At 59.4% G+C, this 21,019-nt stretch carries 16 protein-coding genes; 9 read left to right on the top strand and 7 right to left on the bottom strand.

Annotated features, from left to right (window positions below; genetic code table 11):
• Positions 1–68 precede the first annotated feature (68 nt).
• From HMPREF1206_RS04355 to pgi, 4 genes are all read right to left on the bottom strand, one after another.
• Positions 69–599 carry a dihydrofolate reductase gene (locus tag HMPREF1206_RS04355; protein ID WP_016422157.1) on the bottom strand — a complete coding sequence of 177 codons (531 nt, stop codon included), beginning with the start codon at positions 597–599 and terminating at the stop codon, positions 69–71.
• Between the two features lie 23 nt (positions 600–622).
• The gene (locus HMPREF1206_RS04360; protein ID WP_016422158.1) at positions 623–1,459 is read right to left on the bottom strand and encodes a thymidylate synthase; all 837 of its coding nucleotides are present in this window, start codon (positions 1,457–1,459) and stop codon (positions 623–625) included.
• Between the two features lie 16 nt (positions 1,460–1,475).
• A complete protein-coding gene (locus tag HMPREF1206_RS04365; RefSeq protein WP_016422159.1) occupies positions 1,476–2,231 on the bottom strand; it encodes a 3'(2'),5'-bisphosphate nucleotidase CysQ in 756 nt (251 codons plus the stop codon).
• Positions 2,232–2,399: 168 nt separating this feature from the next.
• Positions 2,400–4,037 (bottom strand): glucose-6-phosphate isomerase, encoded by a 1,638-nt coding sequence (gene pgi / locus HMPREF1206_RS04370; RefSeq protein WP_016422160.1) that lies wholly within the window; start codon positions 4,035–4,037, stop codon positions 2,400–2,402.
• Positions 4,038–4,261: 224 nt separating this feature from the next.
• Here pgi and HMPREF1206_RS04375 point away from each other — a divergent pair, with 224 nt between their 5' ends.
• A complete protein-coding gene (locus HMPREF1206_RS04375; protein WP_016422161.1) occupies positions 4,262–5,743 on the top strand; it encodes an NAD-dependent succinate-semialdehyde dehydrogenase in 1,482 nt (493 codons plus the stop codon).
• Positions 5,744–5,765: 22 nt separating this feature from the next.
• On the opposite strand, the gene HMPREF1206_RS04380 is transcribed toward HMPREF1206_RS04375, so the two are convergent.
• Positions 5,766–6,140 (bottom strand): chorismate mutase, encoded by a 375-nt coding sequence (locus tag HMPREF1206_RS04380; protein ID WP_005509925.1) that lies wholly within the window; start codon positions 6,138–6,140, stop codon positions 5,766–5,768.
• A 65-nt stretch (positions 6,141–6,205) separates the two neighbouring features.
• Between HMPREF1206_RS04380 and HMPREF1206_RS04385 the strand changes: the two genes are divergently transcribed.
• On the top strand, positions 6,206–8,905 hold the full coding sequence (locus HMPREF1206_RS04385; RefSeq protein WP_016422162.1) for a UvrD-helicase domain-containing protein: 2,700 nt from the start codon (positions 6,206–6,208) through the stop codon (positions 8,903–8,905).
• Between the two features lie 67 nt (positions 8,906–8,972).
• Here the strand turns inward: HMPREF1206_RS04385 and HMPREF1206_RS04390 are convergent, their stop codons facing one another.
• Both HMPREF1206_RS04390 and HMPREF1206_RS04395 read right to left on the bottom strand, forming a co-directional pair.
• On the bottom strand, positions 8,973–9,464 hold the full coding sequence (locus tag HMPREF1206_RS04390; RefSeq protein WP_038627827.1) for a hotdog fold domain-containing protein: 492 nt from the start codon (positions 9,462–9,464) through the stop codon (positions 8,973–8,975).
• A 152-nt stretch (positions 9,465–9,616) separates the two neighbouring features.
• A complete protein-coding gene (locus HMPREF1206_RS04395; protein ID WP_016422164.1) occupies positions 9,617–10,324 on the bottom strand; it encodes a M23 family metallopeptidase in 708 nt (235 codons plus the stop codon).
• Positions 10,325–10,857: 533 nt separating this feature from the next.
• Between HMPREF1206_RS04395 and HMPREF1206_RS04400 the strand changes: the two genes are divergently transcribed.
• From HMPREF1206_RS04400 to HMPREF1206_RS04430, 7 genes are all read left to right on the top strand, one after another.
• On the top strand, positions 10,858–12,687 hold the full coding sequence (locus HMPREF1206_RS04400; protein ID WP_016422165.1) for a DUF6350 family protein: 1,830 nt from the start codon (positions 10,858–10,860) through the stop codon (positions 12,685–12,687).
• A gap of 57 nt (positions 12,688–12,744) precedes the next feature.
• A complete protein-coding gene (gene purN, locus HMPREF1206_RS04405) occupies positions 12,745–13,398 on the top strand; it encodes a phosphoribosylglycinamide formyltransferase (protein WP_016422166.1) in 654 nt (217 codons plus the stop codon).
• Entirely contained in the window at positions 13,395–14,942 is a 1,548-nt protein-coding gene (gene purH / locus HMPREF1206_RS04410; RefSeq protein ID WP_016422167.1) for a bifunctional phosphoribosylaminoimidazolecarboxamide formyltransferase/IMP cyclohydrolase, read from the top strand. The genes purN and purH overlap by 4 nt, the downstream gene beginning before the upstream one ends.
• A 199-nt stretch (positions 14,943–15,141) precedes the next feature.
• Positions 15,142–15,735, top strand: a complete 594-nt coding sequence (locus HMPREF1206_RS04415; RefSeq protein ID WP_016422168.1) for a TetR/AcrR family transcriptional regulator — start codon at positions 15,142–15,144, stop codon at positions 15,733–15,735.
• 307 nt (positions 15,736–16,042) lie between these two features.
• Entirely contained in the window at positions 16,043–17,623 is a 1,581-nt protein-coding gene (locus HMPREF1206_RS04420) for a carboxyl transferase domain-containing protein (protein WP_016422169.1), read from the top strand.
• 53 nt (positions 17,624–17,676) lie between these two features.
• Positions 17,677–19,770 (top strand): acetyl/propionyl/methylcrotonyl-CoA carboxylase subunit alpha, encoded by a 2,094-nt coding sequence (locus HMPREF1206_RS04425; RefSeq protein ID WP_016422170.1) that lies wholly within the window; start codon positions 17,677–17,679, stop codon positions 19,768–19,770.
• Positions 19,771–19,849: 79 nt separating this feature from the next.
• Positions 19,850–21,019 (top strand): acyl-CoA dehydrogenase family protein, encoded by a 1,170-nt coding sequence (locus HMPREF1206_RS04430; protein WP_016422171.1) that lies wholly within the window; start codon positions 19,850–19,852, stop codon positions 21,017–21,019.

Genomic DNA, 21,019 nt, shown 5'->3' on the forward strand with positions numbered 1-21,019 from the left:
ATTCCATTGCGCAATACGTTCGCCGGGCAGTAGTCCCGCCTCAGAGCTTTGCTGGACAGGCTTCCAAGCTAATCCTCTAGACGCCGCCACGTGCAGAAGCGGTAGCGTAGGCCGGTCGTTGACGTCTGCCACGGGCCATCCTCGACGCGAACCCAGTCGTAGAGGTCGGGAGCCATGACTGGTACCGGGACGCTGACATCAGTATCAATGTCAGTGACCACGCATTCGTCGGCAAGCGAAAGTGCATCGCGATAGACACGCCCGCCTCCGATAATCCAAGCCGCGGGCGCGTCGGCGACGGCTGCGAGCGCGGCTTCGAGGCTGGTTGCGGACTCGGCGCCGGGGAAATCGGACACGGAGCGTGAAAGGACGATGTTTCGACGACCGGGGAGTGGTCGGAACTTGGGATTCAGCGAGTCCCACGTGCGACGCCCCATGATGACCGGTGCGCCCATCGTTGTTGTTTTGAAATGCTGAAGATCTTCAGGCAGATGCCAGGGCGTAGTCGCACCGTCGCCGATAATGCCGGCCCGAGACTGCGCCCAAATCATCCCTACAAATGGGGGCCTTGCGCTGGTGGAAGCGGTGGACTCGTTCATGTCGACACTCACCTTTCGTTGACTTAGACAGCCACCTGACCGCGAATCAGAGGATGCGGGTCGTAGCCGATGACCTCAATGTCCTCGTAAGCGTAGTCGAAAATGCTGTCGGCCTTCTGAAGCTTCAGCGTGGGGTAGGGGCGTGGCTCACGGGAGACCTGCAGTTCGCACTGTTCAATGTGGTTGTCGTAGATGTGGCAATCGCCACCGGTCCAGATGAACTCACCAACATCCAAGCCCGCCTGCTGCGCCATCATGTGCGTCAACAGTGCATAGGAAGCGATGTTAAATGGCACGCCTAGGAACATGTCCGCGCTGCGCTGGTAGAGCTGGCAGCTGAGCTTGCCATCTGCGACGTAGAACTGGAACAGCAGATGGCACGGCGGCAGCGCCATATTGGAAATCTCGGAGACATTCCAGGCGCTGACAATGTTGCGGCGGCTATCCGGGTTGGACTTCAGAGTCTCCAGCGCTTGTGCGATCTGATCGATGTGGTGCCCATCTGGAGTGGGCCAAGAGCGCCACTGCACGCCATAGACCGGACCGAGGTCGCCGTTGTCGTCTGCCCACTCGTCCCAAATAGTCACCCCATGATCCTGGAGCCACCGGACGTTTGAATCGCCGCGGAGGAACCACAACAGCTCGTACACGATGGACTTCAGGTGCACCTTCTTAGTGGTGATCAGTGGGAAGCCCTCGCTCAGATCAAAGCGCAGCTGGCGGCCGAACACTGAGCGAGTGCCCGTGCCAGTGCGGTCTGATTTAGCTGCTCCGTCAGCGAGAATTTCGCGTAGCAAATCCTCGTACGGAGTCTTAATGCCCTGATGAGCCTGTGTCGTGATGTCAGTGGAGTCGGTCATAGCCGCCCTAGCTTACCTACTTCTGCTCTTGATCCTTGAATTCCTTCACCAGTGCCAGAATCTCCTCCGACAGGTCCGGTCGGCAGAACAGCGTATCCGGCAGGAAAGTATCGACATTATTGTAGGTCGGCGCGGAGCCGTCTAGGCGGCTGACAAAAAGCCCTGCGGACTTAGCGACACCAACCGGCGCTGCCGAGTCCCACTCGTACTGACCACCGTCGTGGATGTAGGCGTCGTAGTCACCGAGCAGCACGTGCATTGCCTTCGCACCAGCGGAGCCCATCTCCACCAGCTCCATGCCTAGCTTGTCAGCGACGTACTTCGCCACAGCCGGTGGGCGAGTACGCGATACGACAATCTTGCCCGCACGCGGCCCCTGCACAGCCTTGGCCTCACCCGTGTGGAAAACCTGGCCGTGATCCGGCAGACCAACAGCAGCGTGGGTCGGCTGACCGTCCTCTACTAGAGCGACATGAACTGCCCAGTCCTGGCGCCCCGAAGCGAACTCACGCGTGCCATCGAGTGGGTCAATAATCCACACCCGCTTTGAGTCCAGGCGCTCACGGTTATCCGCGGCTTCCTCCGACAGCAGTCCGTCGTCCGGACGGTGCTGCTCTAGTACGCGGGCAATCCACTCCTGTGCCAGTGCGTCGCCGGCATCTCCCAGAATGCGGCCACGCAGCAGGCCTACGTTGCGGACACCCTTGAGAATTTCACTGGCGCCCACGGCAAGTCGATAGGCAAGAACATCATCTTCAATGTAGGCAGACATGACTTAGATACTATTCGCTTTTTCCCGACCCCGCTTTACGACGGGATGCCGCGCCCCATCCTCACCGCAACCGAGTGGCCATATAAATAACAAAAGTCCGCCCGCAGCGAGAATCAGTTCAAGCCGAAGGCGGACTCTTAGCTATCTAGGCCAATTGGCTAAAAGACGTTAGCGCTTGTCGCGGTACCACGTCAGCAGCGCATCGGTAGAAGCGTCGCCAGAATTAGGCGCCACTTCACCGGTAACTGCAGGCAACAGGTCGCCAGCCTGCTGCTTGCCCAGCTCGACGCCCCACTGGTCGAAGGAGTTCAGGCCCCAAACAATGCCCTCGACGAAGGTGATGTGCTCGTAGAGTGCAATCAGCGCACCGACAGCGTCCGGGGTCAGTTCCTCGGCCATGATGGTCGTGGTCGGACGGTTACCTGGCATGACCTTGTGCTCTACGAGTTCCTCGGCAACGCCCTCTGCGCGAATTTCTTCTGCGGTCTTACCGAAGGCCAGCACCTTGGTCTGTGCGAAGAAGTTACTCATCAGTAGGTCGTGCATAGAACCTTCGCCGGAAGCCGTCGGCAGATCCTGGCGTGGACGGGCAAAGCCGATGAAGTCAGCCGGAACTAGGCGAGTTCCCTGGTGAAGGAGCTGGAAGAAAGCGTGCTGGCCGTTCGTTCCCGGCTCACCCCAGAAGATTTCTCCGGTGTTGTAGTCCACCCTCTTGCCGTCGGTACGCACGGACTTACCGTTCGATTCCATGGTGAGCTGCTGAAGGTACGCCGGGAAGCGAGAGAGATCTTCAGAGTAGGGCAGCACGGCATGCGACTGAGCGTCGAGGAAGTTTGAGTACCAGACATTCAGCATGCCCATCAGTACCGGCACGTTCTGCTCCAGCGGAGCGTTGAGGAAGTGCTCATCCATTGCGCGGAAGCCCTGCAGGAAGCGCATGAAGTCCATCGGACCAACGACGGCCATGATGGACAGGCCGATGGCGGAGTCGACGGAGTAGCGGCCGCCGACCCAGTCCCAGAAGCCAAACATGTTCTCAGTGTCGATGCCGAATTCGGCGACCTTTTCGGCATTCGTGGAAACGGCGACGAAGTGCTTGGCGACGGCATCTTCGCTACCCAGCTGCTGGATAAGCCAGCGGCGAGCTGCGTGAGCGTTGGAGAGCGTCTCCTGCGTGGTGAAGGTCTTGGAAGCGACGATAAACAGCGTGGACTCCGGATCGACCTCATCCAGAACCGCATGTAGATCAGATGGGTCAACGTTAGAGACAAAGCGGGCATCAATGCCGGCAGTGGCGTAGGTGCGCAGCGCCTTGGTCACCATTGCCGGGCCCAAGTCGGAGCCACCGATGCCGATGTTGACCACAGTCTTAATAGTGTGACCCGTGTATCCCAGCCAGTCTCCACTGCGGAGGCTGCGAGCAAAGTCGCGCATGCGGCCGAGCACCTCATGCACGTCGGCAGCAACATCCTGGTCGCCGACGGTCAGATTTTCCTCTGCTGGCAGGCGCAGCGCTGTGTGCAGCACGGAGCGGTTTTCAGTGGTGTTGATCTTGTCACCGCGGAACATCTTCTCGCGTGCTTCTTCGATGCCAGCGGCGCGAGCGAGCTCAACCAGCTCGGCAAAACCGTCGAGGCACATCAAGTTCTTGGAAAGGTCAACGTGGAGAGTGCCCGCATCGAAAGTCAGCTTCTCAGTGCGGCCATCTTCATTGGCGAAAAGCTCACGCAGCGAGGTGGCGCGAACATTGTCCACGCGCTTAGCCAGCTGAGCCCACTGTTCGGTTGCGGTGATATCTACGGTCATTCCTGCTCCCAGGTGATTTTTGACGAAATGCACTTTATACCTCCCCAGACTAGTTGCGTTTTGGCGCTCTCGCCGGGCGACAGTATTCGATCAGGCGTGACCACAATCTGCTGGCAGCTCGATTCCGCGGTGCCTATGCTCCGCCTATGCGCCGACCATCCGTCGACTATCCGCCACCTACGAGTCCCTAGCCCGCTTCAGCAAAGGCACCTACCCTGGAAAATATGACTGATTTCACCCCTGATTACGACAACATCCTCAAAGATGTCCCCACAGGCCTTCTCCTCGGCGGCGAGTTCCGTCCCGCGTCGAATGGTGAGACCTTCGATGTCGTTAACCCCGCGACAGATAAGCCGCTGGTCCAGGTCGCCTCCGCCACAGAGGAGGACGCCAGGCAGGCGCTTGACGACGCCGTCGCAGCCCAGAAGGAGTGGAAGGTAACCCCGCCCCGCAAGCGCAGCGAGATTCTTTACCGCGCATTTGAACTCATCCGTCGGGATGCAGATAAGTTGGCCCAGCTGCAGTCCCTGGAGATGGGCCGTGCGCTGCCGGATTCCAAGGCCGAGGTCGGCTACGGTGGCGAGTTTTTCCGTTGGTTCGCTGAGGAGGCTGTGCGTATCTCCGGCGATTACCGAATTTCTCCGAGCGGAACCTCGCGCGTCGCGGTGATTAAGCAGCCGGTCGGCCCGGCTTTGGCTATTACGCCGTGGAATTTCCCGCTGGCTATGGGTACCCGCAAGATCGCCCCGGCACTCGCCGCCGGCTGCCCGGTCATTATTAAGCCGGCGTCCAAAACTCCGCTGACCATGCTCTACCTGGGCAAACTGCTTATCGAAGCCGGTGTCCCCGCAGGCGTAATCTCCGTGCTGCCAACAGGACACTCAGCCAACGTTTCGGCCCTGCTTTCCGATGACCGCCTGCGCAAGTTCACCTTCACCGGTTCCACCGAAGTTGGCCAGATGCTCGCTGGGAAGGCCGCGGAAACCTCGATGAAGGTCTCCCTTGAACTCGGCGGAAATGCTCCGTTTGTCATTCTCTCTGATGGCGATGTCGATAAGGCTGTACAGGCAGTCAGTGACGCCAAACTCCGCAATGGCGGCCAGGTGTGCATCGCCCCGAATCGCTTTATTGTTCATGAAGCCAAGAAGGATGCGTTCGTCGAAGGCGTCGTCAAGCGTTTTGCGGAGCTGAAGTTGGGCGAGGGTACCGATCCGGCGACGGACCTTGGGCCACTCGCGCTGCGTGATCAACAGGAAAAGGTTCGTGATCTGGTTGACGATGCGGTCAAGCGCGGTGCGAAAGTAGAGTGCGGCGGCAAGATCCCAGATCTCGGCGGCGCGCTTTCCGACGGCTACTTCTTCGAGCCCACAGTTCTGACCGATGTGCCCGAGGATGCGGATATTGTCCGCGAAGAGATTTTCGGTCCGGTGGTTGCAGTGACAACCTTCACGGACGATGAGCACGCGATTGAGCAGGCAAATGACACGATCTTTGGTCTGGCGGCGTATGTGTTCAGTGAGAACCTGACCAAGGCACTTGGTGCGGCAGAGGCATTGGAGTCCGGCATGGTTGCGGTCAATAAGGGCTCGCTGTCGGACCCGTCGGCGCCGTTCGGTGGTGTCAAGCAGTCCGGTCTTGGCCGTGAGGGCGGCTTCACCGGTATCAATGAGTTCCTAGAGGAAAAGCTGATTTCCCTGGAAGGCTAGCAGGACAGGTAGCTGGCGAGGGTTAGCCCAGGCGACCGCGTCCCATGCGCAGCAGCGCCGACGCGATTGCCGGGCCCTCTGGGCCAAGTGCGTCGCGGAACTCGTTGATGATCTGCACCTCTCGGCCGTGCACGAGACGCGTGCCGCCAGATCCCAGGCGGGTTTTGCCGACGGCCTTACTGATTGCGGTGCGGCGTTGAATGGCATCGATAATCAGCCCGTCAAGGCGGTTGATTTCCTTGCGGTACTGTTCGATCTCCGCGGAGCTCAACGGGTCATCGGTACCGGTGGGGGTGCGGACTTCAAAAGGGGATACTGCCGCCGCCTGCTGGCTGTGCTCGGCGCCGTCGGTGTTGTCGGTGTGTGCGGCGGGAGTGTCCGCAGGGTTTTCGCTCATAGTTCTTATTGTGCCAAAGGATTCGAACAGTCCAATCCGGGGGCTCGGCTACTGTAGTAGCCATCATGGGAAATGAAACTGGAATGCTGTTCGGGTCCTTCAATGCTGACGATGGACGTAGTGGCGATAGCCATGCTGGTTCGAACCACGGTGAGGCGGGCGGTGCTACGCCTGGCCGTGGTGGGTTCGGCCACTTCGCCAGCGCTGGTAGCAATAGCGCACCGAGTGACGCTGCCAGCTTTGGCGGCGGTTTTGGCGGTGGCTTCGAGCCCAGTTTTGATTCAGAGTCGCTGCTAGAGGGGCTTAATCCGCAGCAGCGCCAAGCAGTGGAGCACATTGGTTCACCACTGTTGATTGTGGCTGGAGCGGGTTCAGGAAAGACATCTGTGCTGACGCGCAGGATTGCATACCTGATCGGTGCGCGTGGGGTCCTGCCAAGCCAAATTTTGGCTATTACCTTTACCAATAAGGCCGCAGCCGAGATGCGCGAGCGTGTGGCGGGACTGGTCGGTGACCAGGCGCGGCGTATGTGGGTGTCCACGTTCCACTCCATGTGTGTGCGCATACTGCGCATGCAGCATGCGCTAGTACCGGGGCTTAATTCCAATTTCTCTATTTATGATTCGGACGACTCCCGGCGTTTGCTGTCCATTATCGCTAAGGACATGGACCTAGATGCCAAGAAGTTCACCGGCCGCGTGCTCTCGTCGCGTATCTCCAATCTCAAGAATGAGTTGATTGACCCGGAGAAGGCCCTCGCGGACGCGTCGACGACGCGCAATCCTTTTGATGACGTCGTTGCACGGGTTTACCTGGAGTACCAGACCAGGCTACGGGCGGCTAATGCCGTGGACTTTGACGATCTAATCGGTGAGGTCGTTCGGATTTTCACCAATCACCCGCAGGTTGCAGAGTATTACCGTCGCCGTTTCCGGCATGTGTTGGTGGACGAATACCAGGACACCAACCATGCGCAGTATGTTTTGGTCTCGACGCTCGTCGGCAAGCCCGGTGGAGATGTGCCTCCGAGTGAGCTGTGTGTGGTGGGCGATTCGGACCAGTCCATTTATGCCTTCCGTGGTGCGACTATTCGCAATATTGAGGAGTTTGAGAAGGACTATCCGGAGGCCACGTCGATTCTGCTGGAGCAAAACTATCGCTCGACGCAGACGATTCTGTCGGCGGCCAATGCGTTGATTGCGCGCAATGAGAACCGCCGGGAGAAGAAGCTGTGGACCGATCTCGGTGAGGGCGGCAAGATCAAGGGCTACGTGGCGGACAATGAGCACGATGAGGCTCGGTTTATCGCTAACGAGATTGAGCAATTGGTCGACTACGGGCCGTACTCGTATTCAGATGTGGCGATTTTCTACCGCACCAATAATTCCTCCCGTGCGCTAGAGGATGTCTTCATTCGTATGGGCGTTCCGTACACGGTGGTTGGTGGCACCAGGTTCTATGAGCGTAAGGAAGTACGCGATATTGTCGCCTACCTGCGCGTTATTGAGAACTTCGACGATGATGTTTCGCTGCGTCGCATTATCAATACGCCGCGCCGCGGAATCGGTGACCGTGCGGTGGCTCATGTGTCGCTCTATGCCGAGGACGAGAGGTGCTCGTTCGGCACGGCGCTACGTGCCGTAGCGGAGGGTAAGGTTCCGGCGGTGGCGGCGCGGAGTCGAAACGCGATGGCGGCGTTCGTCGAGATGATTGATGGCTTGGCGGCGGATATGGCATCCGGTGAACTGGCCGATATCGGTGATTTGGTCAACGCGATTATTGATCGCAGTGGGTACAAGTCGGAGCTCGAGCGCTCCAATGATCCGCAAGATGCCACGCGCCTGGACAACCTCAATGAGCTCGTCAGCGTTGCGCGGGAGTTCTCTGCAGAGGCGCGGATGATGTCGTCGGTGGATATTAGCGCTGATGTAAATGAAGGCTCTGGCGCTGCAGCTGATGCTGAAAGCGGTGCTGATACTAGTGGCGAGTCCGAGGTGGAATCTGGAATCGCGAATGACCTCGCGCGTGATTTCGCGGCCGACTTCGACAACGATGGGGAAGCGGAACCGGGAAGTCTGCAGGCATTCCTCGAGCGAGTTTCTCTGGTGGCCGATGCGGATCAGATTCCGGATGATGACACCGGTGTAGTGACGTTGATGACGCTACATACGGCTAAGGGCCTGGAGTTTCCGGTGGTATTTCTCATTGGCTGGGAAGACGGACTGTTCCCGCACCTGCGCGCCCTGGGCGATCCGAAGGAGCTGGCTGAAGAGCGACGTCTGGCCTATGTGGGTATTACCCGAGCTCGCAAGCAGCTGTATCTCACGCGCGCTGTGACTCGGTCCTCGTGGGGTTCGCCGCAGAATAATCCGCCTTCACGTTTCCTGGGGGAAGTCCCAAGCGACCTGATCGATTGGCTGCGCGAGGCTCCGGCTCGCAGCTGGGGCGCCGGTTCTGGTGGTTTTGGTTCTGGTGGCTACGGCGCGGGCAGCGCGTTTGGTCGTGGCCATGGTGCCTCGTCGGGCTTCGGTTCCAGCTCGGGCTTCGGCTCTGGTGGATCCTCTAACTCTGGTGCGTCATCCCGAAAGAAGAATCAGGTCTTGCACCTAGAGCCCGGTGACAAGGTTGTTCACGACAAGTACGGCTTAGGCACTGTGCTTGAGGTCCAAGGGGCCGCGCCCCGGGCAACTGCGATGATTGACTTTGGATCCGCAGGTAAGGTCCGCATGATGCTTATCGGCGGCGTGCCCATGGAGAAGTTGTAAAAGAACAACCACCGCCCGACTGGCCGTCCCTACCCGCGGCCGTGCACGTGCCACTATCGCGTGGAGGCTACTTAGGCTTCTTCGCTGTCACCCAGCAGTTGATGGTGGCATCTTGTACTTCGGTGCCGTTGGCATCGGTCAGCACGATGTGGACGGGAAAATCTACCCCACCAGTCTCCGGTGTGATGGTGGAGAAGTCCGGCAACTCAGCCTTGGCCACAGCCGTCAGGCCACCAACGGAGATGCGCTTGTAGTTCGTCGTCATGCCCTTTGGAACCCAGCGATGCGTTGTCGGTACGCTGGCCTCACAGAGCATGCCCATCGCGAATTCAGCGAGGTTACACGCAGCAATCGCATGCACGGACTTAATGTGATTACGCACGCCCCACCAAGCGGGCATGCGCGCTACCGCCAGTCCAGGCTGCATCGTCTCTAGCTTGGGACAGATTGTGCGGAAATATGGCGCCGTCAATGCGGCGGTTAAGGAAAATAGACGCTTGCCGACGACTGGAGTCGCAGCCAACTTCTTCCACATGCGGAATGTTTGAGTCTCTGCCATGTGTCAAGAGTAAAGCCCCAGTACCGGCGGCGATGCCGGTTTCTGAAAAATTTAATCAGGGGAGGCTTGCAGCCGCGGTCAAACAGGGGCCGGTGCACAGGTAGGGCCTTCGCAGAGCGGCCAGGCTTGCTCGTACCTGTGCCGATACCTGATTAGTTCAGGTTCAGACCACGCTGGATGAACCAGGTCACCGGGTCGACCGGAGTGGTGCCATCCGGGTGGATCTCGAAGTGGAGGTGCGTACCGGTGGAGAAGCCGCGGTTGCCCATACCGGCGATGACCTGACCAGCTCGGACAGCTTCTCCGACAGCAACGTAGATGGACTCGATGTGGCCGTAGACGGAAACAGAGCCGTCGTCATGGCGAACGCGAATCCACTGGCCGTAGCCCTGAGCCGGGCCTGCATCGATAACAGTGCCGTCCATGACGGACATGATTGGGGTGTTGGTGACGTTAGCCAGGTCGACACCGTAGTGGAAGGTTCCCCAGCGTGAGCCGAACGGTGAGGTCAGCAGCCCCACGGTCGGGATGGAGAGTTTCGGAGCGCGGGCAGCCTGGTCGCGAGCAACGCGCTCCTGGTTGTACTGCAACGCCGTAGCGAGGTGGTCGCTGAGGTTAGTGCTCGGATTGAAGGAGCTGGAGGCCAGCACCATCGGAGCGTTGTTCTTCGGCTGAGCAGCGCGGGTCTGAGTCGAAGCTGAGTTCTCCGGAGCCTTATTCTCGGTCTCAGCTGCGTGGGCGACCGCGTTGGAGGAAGCGATCGTCGATGCGGACAGTGCGACCAGTGCTGCGCGAGAAGTTGCGGAAACCTCTACCTTGCGGTGCTTTCCGCCTCCGCGACGAGCATTGAAAAACGTCACTTCAATCTCCCTGCCAACGAAACTCTTTGTAACCCAACTGTTATCTAACTTCTGCGATAATAACGGTTCGATATAGGGCAAGCAACTTGTTTTTAGAGAACTTGTTCGCTGATTCGTCAGTTTCAGTTCAATAGGGCCGTGCTGTGGCCGTGGGGCTGTTGTCTTGTATCACGGATCCGGTGAAGCGCAACCGGTGTGTTGCCAGGGGATTTATGGCGGATGCCCCTTAATCGAGGGGCTGGGTAGGGGGATCGGCAAGTAGTTTCCGGGTGAACTAAGGGTGTGGTCGCGGGGGTGGCAAAAAGTAACCCATCGGCGTTGACAAATGGAAACCAAAGGTGAAGCCACTTTGGGGGGGAGGGGGCAAAAGGAGATCGGACTCAACGGATACCGTCCGTCCTGGGATCCGTACCTTCAAATTAGACTCTGCAATGCCTAAACAAAGAGGCGTTGTATGTATGGCACTATATGGCCATGGCTGTGACGCACCCTTGCGTGGCACCCTATCTATATAGGTGGGCAATCAGCTGTCAATGATTAGACGCGGGAAGGACGATGTCACTGTGAAAGGCGCGGATTCGCGGAGAGGTTCCTCCGGTAGCGATCGAAATCGGCGAAGCCGCACCGGTGCCGGTGGCAGCGGCGGGGGTTCCCGTAGCGTCCGCAGCGAGCGCACTGCCCGCGCATGGCAGAATACGCAGGCCGGTCAGACTGGCGGTGCGCGCAGCGTCGGTGCCGACAGCAATCGAGCCGCCACGACGAAGATGAAAGCGGGGGGCTCCGGAACGTCGTCACGCAAGGGGCGTCCCTCGGGGTTCCGTCGTTTCATTAACTCGCCTCGTACACGCCGGTTTGGGCTGTCTGTTGCCGGTTCTTACGGCGTCGTATTGCTGTTCATCATCTCGGTAGCTCTGATTGGCGTCATCGTCAGTGGCGCTGGAATGTCTCCGCTTCCAGCGAGTATCGCGTCGATGTGGATGATCTTTAACCTCGCGCCGTTCCGTTTTAACGGCACGACGCTGGGGCTCACACCAGCACTGCCCGCGGTGCTGATGGTGTTGTTCATCGCCTGGCGTGTACGCCGCGAAGTCGCTGACCGCATCAGCATCAAGGATGTCCGCGCGTTGGTCGGCGCGTATCTGGGCACGCCCATTGTTCTCACCATCATCGCGTGGCTCATGCTTTACGACGCGTCGAAGGTGTTTCCCCGCGTTCAGACCCCTAGTTTCGGCCTTGCGATTGCAGCCGCGCTGCTTGTAAATCTCGTGGCCTTGGTGCTGGGAATGGGGCAGCGGTTGCTGCGTGCACTACTGCTGCGCCGGAAGCTGCCGGAGTGGTTGCTCGGGTCGGCCCGTCTGGCGGGCAGCTACGTGGCATGGCTGTGGCTGGCCGGTGTTGTGGTGACACTCGTTTCGCTGATTTGGCATCGAGAGTTGCTGGCAGAGACATTTGCAATCACGGATACCGTCGGTGAAAGTGTTGCGGTCAGCGGCCTCTCGCTGCTGTACCTGCCAAATGTGGCCTTCGGTGCTGTCGGTGTGCTGGTGGGCGGAAAATCGACGTTTGGGCCAGCGGAGGCTGGGCTGTTCGCAGTGCACCCGGCTCAGCTGCCACCGCTGCCGATTTTGGCTGCCATGCCTCAGTCGCTGGTGCACTGGGCTTTCGGAGTGCTGATTGTGCTACCGCCAGCCGTTGCGGCTTGGCGCGTCGTGGCATTCCTGAAGAAATCTGCACCGAAGCAGCCCTACCTGGTCGTCGTTCTCGCTGCCGTGTGGTCGATCATCTTCCTCATGGGGCTGGCTTGGCTGCTCGGCGGTGAGGTTGGCATCTTTGGGTGGGCCGGTGCCTCCTGGTGGCTGACTGGACTGCTCGGCTCGATGTGGCTGGTTGTTCCGGGGGCCATCGTGGTTGTTGCGATGACCGGTGTGCCGTCACTTGGTAGGGACAAGGGAGTCTCGGAAGTGGCCGCCGAGAAGTTCCCGCCGAAGCCTGCGGGAGATGGAAACGGTCATGCTGAGGCTGAGGATGCCGGCGACGCCGATAAGTCCGACAATGACGGGAGCGGTTCGGAGGAGTCGGAGGAGATTGTCGACGGGGAAGTCGTAGCGACCTCCGAAGATGAAGCGACCTCCGAAGACGAAGCCGAGTCCGACACAGAGGAGGAATCAGAGTCCGGTGCTGAGTCTGAAGACACTTCAGAAGACGCTGAGGAATCGGACGACTCTGAAGAGGATTCAGAAAGCGCCGCAGGCGGAGAAGCATCGGGCGAAGTAGATGCGACCGACGAGGACGAATCCGATGAGGACACCGAAGACTCGGAGGAAGGCGGCGACGGGGAACCGTCGTCAAGCCAAAAGAGCTAAGCCAACTTAGGGGGAGCGGAATTTGGGGTCTCTGCCGGGCTGGGTAAGCTAAACGCCGTGACTGAAGCACAGCCCGTCGCAGAAATTTCGCACAATAATTCCTCCAGCAAGCAGCTCCGCATCGTAGTCCTGGCCTCTGGCCTGGGCTCCCTTTTGCAGTCGATGCTGGAACTGCTGGACGCTGAAAAGGTTCAGATTGTCGCGGTTGGTTCGGACAAGGATTGTCCGGCGCTGGAGAGGGCTCAAAACCTCAATATCCCAACTTTTCGGGTGCCTTTCGATGCTGAGGCAAAGAAGGACCGAGAAGGTTGGGATATTCGTGTTTTAGAGGCCGTGAACAGTTTTTCGCCGGATATCGTTGTCTCGGCGGGTTTCATGCGCATTCTGGGGCCATCATTTGTGGAGGCCTACAGCAATCGCATCATTAATACGCACCCAGCGCTGCTGCCGTCCTTCCCAGGGGCGCGTGCGGTACCGGATGCACTTGACTACGGGGTGAAGGTCACCGGCACGACCGTGCATATCGTTGATAATGGAGTGGACACCGGGCCGATTCTGGCGCAACAGCCAGTGGCCGTCGAGGACGACGACACGGTGGAGACCCTGCACGAACGAATCAAGGTTGTCGAACGCCGACTCCTGGTTGATGTATTGCACTCGATTGCCGATCACGGAATTGAGCGTGACGGACGAAAGGCTTATCTGAAATGACCAACGACAACACGCAGCGTAAACCGATCAAGCGCGCTCTGATTAGCGTCTACGACAAGACTGGGCTCGAGGAGCTGGCTCGCGACCTGCACGAGGCTGGCGTGGAAATCGTTTCCACCGGTTCCACGGCTGGCAAGATTGCTGCAGCTGGCGTGCCTGTGACCCCGGTTGAGGATCTCACTGGTTTCCCGGAGTGCCTCGAGGGCCGCGTGAAGACGCTGCACCCGCGTGTTCACGCCGGCATTCTGGCTGATACCCGCAAGGAAGACCACCTGGCTCAGCTGAAGGAGCTCGGTGTGGAGGCTTTCCAGCTCGTTGTCGTTAACCTGTACCCGTTCCGGGAGACCGTTGCCTCGGGCGCTTCCTACGACGAATGCGTGGAGCAGATCGACATTGGAGGCCCGTCGATGGTTCGCGCTGCGGCGAAGAACCACCCGTCGGTTGCCATCGTCGTCGACCCGGCTCGTTACGGCGATGTCGCTACCGCCGTGAAGGAAGGCGGCTTCACCCTCGAGCAGCGCCGTGAGTTCGCTCGCGACGCATTCCTGCACACCGCTGATTACGACGCAGCTGTGTCCAACTGGTTTGTTGAGCAGCTCGGTGGCGCTGAGGGATCCACTCCGACTCCGCTGCGCTACGGCGAGAACTCTCACCAGTCGGCAACTCTGACCCGCATTGGTACCAAGGGGCTGGCAAACGCCAAGCAGCTGAACGGCAAGGAGATGTCGTACAACAACTACCAGGATGCCGACGCCGCATGGCGTGCCGCCTGGGATCACGAGCGCCCGTGTGTGGCAATCATCAAGCACGCTAACCCGTGCGGCATCGCAGTCTCGGATGAGTCCATCGCCGCAGCTCACCGCGCAGCTCACGCATGTGACCCGATGTCCGCATTCGGCGGTGTCATTGCCGTCAACCGCGAGGTCTCCGTTGAGATGGCCGAACAGGTCAAGGACATCTTCACCGAGGTCATCGTCGCTCCGTCCTACGAAGACGGTGCCGTTGAGGTGCTGAAGGCCAAGAAGAATCTGCGTATTCTCGTCGCCGAGTACGAAGCACCGACCACCGAGAACAAGTTTATCTCGGGTGGTCTGCTCACCCAGGATCCGGATACTTACCAGGCAGAGGGTGATAAGCCGGAGAACTGGGAGCTGGCCACCGGCGAGGCATTGAATGCTGAAGAGCTGGCTGAGCTCGAGTTTGCATGGCGCTCCGTCCGCGCTGTGAAGTCCAACGCCATCCTGCTGTCCAAGAACAACGCCACCGTCGGCGTCGGCATGGGCCAGGTCAACCGCGTGGACTCCGCAAAGCTCGCCGTTGAGCGCGCAAATACGCTTGCCGACGGAGAAAACCGTACTCAGGGGGCCTACGCTGCGTCCGATGCCTTCTTCCCGTTCGCTGACGGTCTGCAGGTCCTGATTGATGCCGGTGTGAAGGCAGTTGTCCAGCCAGGTGGTTCCATCCGTGACGAAGAGGTCATAGCTGCTGCCAAGGAAGCTGGCGTCACCATGTACATGACAGGTACTCGTCACTTCTTCCACTAATTCCTTACTGGATTAGGGGCTAACCGCCGCGGTGCTAACTGTCACCTCGGCGGTTTTTCTCTACCCGGACGTGTGGGGACCTGTGGGCGAGGATGTGTGTCTGTTGTCGAGCCGTGGTCTATGTGAACACACGCTGAGGGCAGGCGCTGGTGATAATTATGCAGACGAAATGGCTCCAATGCGTTTAACATAAGGGCTTATGTCACGTAGAACCGAAGCGCGACGGCGTCGAGAAGCAGAGATTCTCTCCGCTGCTGCTGCGATCCTGGCCGACCGAGGGTTTCATCAGACTCGGTTGGAGGATGTTGGCTCCGCTGTCGGCATTTCTGGCCCAGCTCTTTACCGTTACTTCAGCGGCAAGGAAGAGCTGTTGGCGCAGATCCTCATCGATATTTCTATCCGACTTGTCGATGGTGCGCGAGCAGTTCTCGATCGAGCAAAGAGCAATGATTGGGAGCCAGAGGAGACTCTTCGGGGCCTCCTTGCGCATCACGTGCATTTTGCAGTCACGGAGCCCGATCGCATTCGTGTCCAAGAGCGCGAAGGGGGAAATCTGGCGCCAGAGCAGAGCGCAAAAGTGCGTTCCTTGCAGCGTCTTTACATGGTCTTATGGGTGGACGCTCTGCGTGAACTACAGCCCGAACTCACCTCCGACGAGGCGCAGCTTAAAGTCCAGCTCACCGCTGGGTTGATTAACTCTTCCAGGCATGTGCTCAAATGGGCGGGCCCCGAGGCGACAAGGGAAAATGCCTTTGAGATGGCCCTCGCTGCGCTGGGCATTAACAACCAATAATCCGTATTCATTCTTCTGCCGTCTGGCCTCACTGTGCTCAGCAGTGTGAGGTCAGGCGGCTTTGTTGTGCGGTGCAGGGCGCTCACATTCAGTTGAATTCACCCCCGAAACAGATTTCTAGGGGAAACATAAATCTCTATTGGAAACATGTTGCGACCTCGGGGAGAGGTGTGTATTTCAAGCTGCATAAAAGACTTCCGGGGGTGAAAGTGTGGTCTAAGAAACAAAATTTGTTGTGAGGTGACTGGGGTCACATTAATCTTTTCGTCAAGAAAGTTAATAGTCATTAACGGAAAGTATTTCGCCCATGACTCACGCTCCAGCATTGACCAACCGACAGCGCCACGAAGAGCTCGTCGCAGAGCTCAAAGAGCTGCTTAGCACAACAGCACGCGGTGGTTCCGAACGTGCCCGTGCTCGCCATATTTCCCGCGGTAAGCTGCTGCCACGTCAGCGCATCAACCAACTGCTTGACCCCGGCAGCCCTTTCCTTGAGGTCGCACCGCTAGCGGCCCACGAAATGTATGGCGGCAAGGTTCCGGCTGCTGGCGTCATCGCCGGCATTGGCATCATCGAAGGTCGTCGCTGCCTGGTCGTTGCTAATGACGCAACCGTCTCTGGTGGTACGTACTACCCGTTGACTGTCAAGAAGCATCTGCGCGCACAGGAGATCGCCAGCCTTAACCACCTGCCGTGCATTTACCTGGTCGACTCCGGTGGGGCCATGCTTCTCAACCAGGATGAAGTTTTCCCTGATCGCGACCACTTCGGTCGCATTTTCTACAACCAGGCCAACCTCTCTGCCCGCGGCATTCCGCAGATTGCCGCCGTGATGGGATCCTGTACCGCCGGCGGCGCATACGTGCCGGCAATGAGCGATGAAGCAGTCATTGTGAAAAACCAGGGCACCATCTTCCTGGCAGGCCCACCACTGGTTAAGGCTGCAACTGGTGAAGATGTCACACCAGAGGAACTCGGTGGCGGCGAACTGCACTCCAAGACCTCCGGAGTTACCGACCACCTTGCGGTTAACGATGCCGATGCACTGCGTCGTGTCCGCGATATCGTCGCAACGCTCCCCAAGGACCCGGAAGTTCCGTGGGACACAGAACCCACCGTCGCGCCGACTCGCAACCAGACCGATCTTTACGATGTCGTCCCCGTCGATGCCAAAGTGCCTTACGACGTCCACGAGGTCATTGAAATTATTGTGGATGGCGGTCAGTACCAGGAGTTCAAGGCCGAATTCGGTACGACCTTGGTCACTGCTTTCGCCCGCATCCACGGTCACCGCGTCGGCATTATCGCCAACAACGGCATTCTCTTCGCGGAATCTGCGCAGAAGGGCGCGCACTTCATCGAGTTGTGTGACCAGCGCGGCATCCCACTGGTATTCCTGCAGAACACCACGGGCTTCATGGTTGGTCGCGAATACGAGGCCGGCGGTATTGCAAAGCACGGCGCCAAGATGGTCAACGCCGTGGCTACCACCCGCGTGCCCAAGTTCACTGTAGTCATCGGTGGCGCCTTCGGCGCCGGCAACTACTCCATGTGCGGTCGCGCATATTCGCCGCGCTTCCTTTGGATGTGGCCGAATGCTCGCATTTCCGTCATGGGCGGTCCACAGGCGGCGATGACGCTTTCGACGGTTCGTCGCAACCAGATTGAACGCTCAGGTGAGAGCTGGTCGCAGGAAGAGCAGGAGGAGTTTGAAACTCCGATTCGCGAGCAGTTTGAGCGTCAGTCGCACTGCTATTACTCATCGGCTCGCCTGTGGGATGACGGTGTCATCGACCCCGCAGATACCCGCCGAATTCTTGGCATGGCCCTCGATGTGGCAAGTGGCGCGCCCATGGATGAACAGGGCTTCGGCGTCTTCCGCATGTAGTAACCAGCTAAAAACTCTCGACACCGCATTTTCTGAAAGGAAACACAGGGCACATGACAGCGCACAACACGCAGCCCCACGCAGCTGGCGGCAGCCTGAGTACCGTATTGGTCGCAAACCGTGGGGAGATTGCCTGCCGCATTATCCGAACCCTTCGTGACAACGGAATTCGCTCCGTCGCGGTCTACTCGGATGCCGATGCCGACGCCCCTCACGTACGCATGGCGGATATGGCCATCCACATTGGCCCATCTCCGGCACGCGAGTCCTACCTGGTCATCGACAAGATTATCGATGCCGCTCGCCGCTGCGACGCAGACGGAATCCACCCCGGTTACGGCTTTCTGTCTGAAAACGCTGACTTCGCGACCGCCTGTGAGGAAGCAGGTATTGAATTCATCGGCCCACCGGCCAGCGCCATCAACACCATGGGTGACAAAATCTCCGCCCGCGCTGCCGTCGAAGCCCGCTATGTTCCCACCGTGCCGGGTCTATCTCGCCCAGGGCTTAGCGACGAGGACCTCATTGAGGCAGCCCCATCGATTGGCTTCCCAGTCCTGATTAAGCCATCGGCAGGCGGTGGCGGTAAGGGTATGCACCGCGTGGAAAACGCTGCTGACCTGCCGGCAGCGCTCGCAACGGCTCGTCGTGAAGCGGCGGGTGCCTTCGGCGATGACTCCCTGTTCATCGAGCACTTCGTCGACACCCCGCGACACATCGAGGTGCAGATCCTCGCAGATAAGCACGGCAATGTGATCCACCTAGGCGAGCGCGAGTGCTCGCTGCAGCGACGCCATCAGAAGGTCATCGAGGAAGCGCCGAGCCCGCTGCTGGATGAGGAAACGCGCAGTGCAATTGGTGAAGCGGCCTGTGACGCGGCCCGCTCGGTTGGCTACGTCGGCGCGGGCACGGTGGAGTTTATTGTGCCGGCGAAGGACCCGTCGTCGTTCTTCTTCATGGAGATGAACACGCGCCTGCAGGTCGAGCATCCAGTAACTGAGCAGGTCACCGGCCTGGATTTGGTGGCGTTGCAGGTTGACATTGCCTCGGGACGACCACTGCCGGTTGCTCAGGAAGATGTAACTCTCACCGGTCACTCGATTGAAGCTCGCGTGTATGCCGAAGACCCAGCGGCGGGATTCCTGCCCACCGGTGGCACGGTCACACGTGTCGTCGAGCCGAGCGGGGCGGGAATCCGGGTGGATTCCGGCATTGTCGACGGTTCCGAGGTCTCATCCCTCTATGACCCGATGTTGATGAAGATCATCTCCCATGGGGAAAACCGTGAGCAGGCGCTCGAGCGGCTGGACCGGGCGCTCGGAGACACCGTTGTCGCAGGTGTCGGTGTCAATATCGACTTTTGTCGCTACCTGCTGAACGTCCCCGAGGTTCGCGTCGGCGATCTTGATACCGGTCTGCTCGACCGTGTGGCGGAAGGCTTCGCCACCTCCGAAACACCGGACGATGTCTACCTCGCCGCTGCGATGGACTGGCTGACTTCTCGCTTTGAAGAGGCCACCGACTCGCCGTGGCTGACCCCGGACGGCTGGCGCGCCAGTACCCCTGCCGCGCAGCGCATCCGCTTCGGAACGGGGGAGGACTCGCGTCTGATCTCGATTGTGGGCACGCCGTCGAGCGCCGACGTCATCGTCGGTGATGTGGTCGCGGGCCTGTCCGCCGAGGCGGAGAACGAAGAGATCGACGTTCCAGAACCGCGAAACTACAAGGTTTCGGTCTACCGCGACGGGGAGCACCTGCGCATCGTCCGCGACGGTGTCGCACAGCACTTCCTGGTCGAGACCATCGACAATGCGGGGGCTGCGAACCATGAAGAATACGTCGTCGCCGGCGCTCACGGCACGTGGGTGCTGCCTCGCACCGAGGTAGTCGCCACCGGAGCCGAAGCCGATGCCGGAGGCTCGGGAGTCATCCAAGCTCCGATGCCCGGCGCGATTATCGCGTTGGCGGTGGAGGAGGGAACCCGCGTCGAAGTTGGTGATGCTCTGTTGGTCATGGAGGCCATGAAGATGGAGCACACTCTCACCGCTGAAATTGCGGGTGAGGTCAGCTTCACCGTCGCGCCGGGCGATCAGGTCACCGGTGACCAGCAGCTGGCGGTCATCACTGTGGCCGAAGCCGAGGAATAAAAACCCACACGAAACGCACCAACCAGGTCTAACGCCAATCAAGTCCCACACCTACAAAATCTTATAAGGAGCACTCATCATGTCCGAAAGCGCCAAGATTGCAACCGCCATCCTCGACGACGAATACGTGGAGCTGCAGAAAGTAGTTCGCGAATTTGCCAACGAAGTTGTCGGCCCGGTTTCCGCCGAGCACGACCGCAACCACACTTTCCCGTACGAGATTGTCTCGCAGATGGGCGAAATGGGCCTGTTCGGTCTGCCATTCCCCGAGGAAGTCGGTGGCATGGGCGGCGACTACCTGTCCTTCGGTATCGCTCTGGAGGAGCTAGCTAAGGTCGATCAGTCGGTCGCTATCACCCTGGAAGCTGGTGTTGGTTTGGGCGCCATGCCAATCTTCCACTTCGGCAATGACAAGCAGAAGGAGACCTATCTGCCCGAGCTGACTGCTGGTAAGAAGCTCGCTGGCTTTGGTCTCACCGAGCCGGATGCAGGTTCCGACGCCGGCGCCACCCGCACCACAGCCCGTGAAGACGGCGATGATTTCGTCATCAACGGCGCCAAGCAGTTCATCACCAACTCCGGCACGGATATTACTTCGCTGGTTACTGTCACCGCAGTCACCGGCCAGAAGGAAGATGGCAAGAAGGAGATTTCTACCATCATCGTGCCGAGTGGCACGGAGGGCTTTGTCGCGGAACCGGCTTACGACAAGGTCGGTTGGAATGCCTCCGACACCCACCCACTGACCTTCACCGATGTTCGCGTCCCGCAGGAGAACCTGCTGGGCACCCGTGGTCGCGGCTTCGCTAACTTCCTGTCCATCTTGGCCGAGGGGCGTGTCGCAATCGCAGCGCTTGCCACCGGTGCTGCGCAGGGTTGTGTTGATGAGTCGGTTCGCCACGCCAAGGAACGTCACTCCATGGGCCGTGCAATCGGCGAGTACCAGGCTGTTTCCTTCAAGATTGCCCGTATGGAAGCGCGTGCGCATGCCGCACGGATGGCGTGGTACGACGCAGCCGCAAAGATGGCCGCGGGCGCAGAGTTCCGTCGTGAAGCGTACATCGCCAAGATGATTGCCTCGGAGGCTGCGATGGACAACGCGCGCGACGCGACGCAGATTTTCGGCGGCTACGGGTTCATGAACGAGTACCGCGTGGCACGCCACTACCGCGACTCCAAGATCCTGGAGATCGGCGAGGGCACCACCGAAGTGCAGCTCATGCTAATCGCGCGCGGATTGGGGCTGTAA

Source organism: Corynebacterium sp. HFH0082 (assembly GCF_000411235.1).
Classification (GTDB): domain Bacteria; phylum Actinomycetota; class Actinomycetes; order Mycobacteriales; family Mycobacteriaceae; genus Corynebacterium; species Corynebacterium jeikeium_D.

Excerpts from the sequence above, each read along its gene's own strand:
- purH (WP_016422167.1), top strand. The coding sequence starts at position 13,395 with ATGACCAACGACAACACGCAGCGTAAACCGATCAAGCGCGCTCTGATT.
- pgi (WP_016422160.1), bottom strand. The coding sequence starts at position 4,037 with ATGACCGTAGATATCACCGCAACCGAACAGTGGGCTCAGCTGGCTAAG.
- HMPREF1206_RS04390 (WP_038627827.1), bottom strand. The coding sequence starts at position 9,464 with ATGGCAGAGACTCAAACATTCCGCATGTGGAAGAAGTTGGCTGCGACT.
- HMPREF1206_RS04425 (WP_016422170.1), top strand. The coding sequence starts at position 17,677 with ATGACAGCGCACAACACGCAGCCCCACGCAGCTGGCGGCAGCCTGAGT.
- HMPREF1206_RS04430 (WP_016422171.1), top strand. The coding sequence starts at position 19,850 with ATGTCCGAAAGCGCCAAGATTGCAACCGCCATCCTCGACGACGAATAC.
- HMPREF1206_RS04365 (WP_016422159.1), bottom strand. The coding sequence starts at position 2,231 with ATGTCTGCCTACATTGAAGATGATGTTCTTGCCTATCGACTTGCCGTG.
- HMPREF1206_RS04380 (WP_005509925.1), bottom strand. The coding sequence starts at position 6,140 with ATGAGCGAAAACCCTGCGGACACTCCCGCCGCACACACCGACAACACC.
- HMPREF1206_RS04420 (WP_016422169.1), top strand. The coding sequence starts at position 16,043 with ATGACTCACGCTCCAGCATTGACCAACCGACAGCGCCACGAAGAGCTC.
- HMPREF1206_RS04415 (WP_016422168.1), top strand. The coding sequence starts at position 15,142 with ATGTCACGTAGAACCGAAGCGCGACGGCGTCGAGAAGCAGAGATTCTC.
- HMPREF1206_RS04375 (WP_016422161.1), top strand. The coding sequence starts at position 4,262 with ATGACTGATTTCACCCCTGATTACGACAACATCCTCAAAGATGTCCCC.
- HMPREF1206_RS04360 (WP_016422158.1), bottom strand. The coding sequence starts at position 1,459 with ATGACCGACTCCACTGACATCACGACACAGGCTCATCAGGGCATTAAG.
- HMPREF1206_RS04400 (WP_016422165.1), top strand. The coding sequence starts at position 10,858 with ATGATTAGACGCGGGAAGGACGATGTCACTGTGAAAGGCGCGGATTCG.
- HMPREF1206_RS04385 (WP_016422162.1), top strand. The coding sequence starts at position 6,206 with ATGGGAAATGAAACTGGAATGCTGTTCGGGTCCTTCAATGCTGACGAT.
- HMPREF1206_RS04355 (WP_016422157.1), bottom strand. The coding sequence starts at position 599 with ATGAACGAGTCCACCGCTTCCACCAGCGCAAGGCCCCCATTTGTAGGG.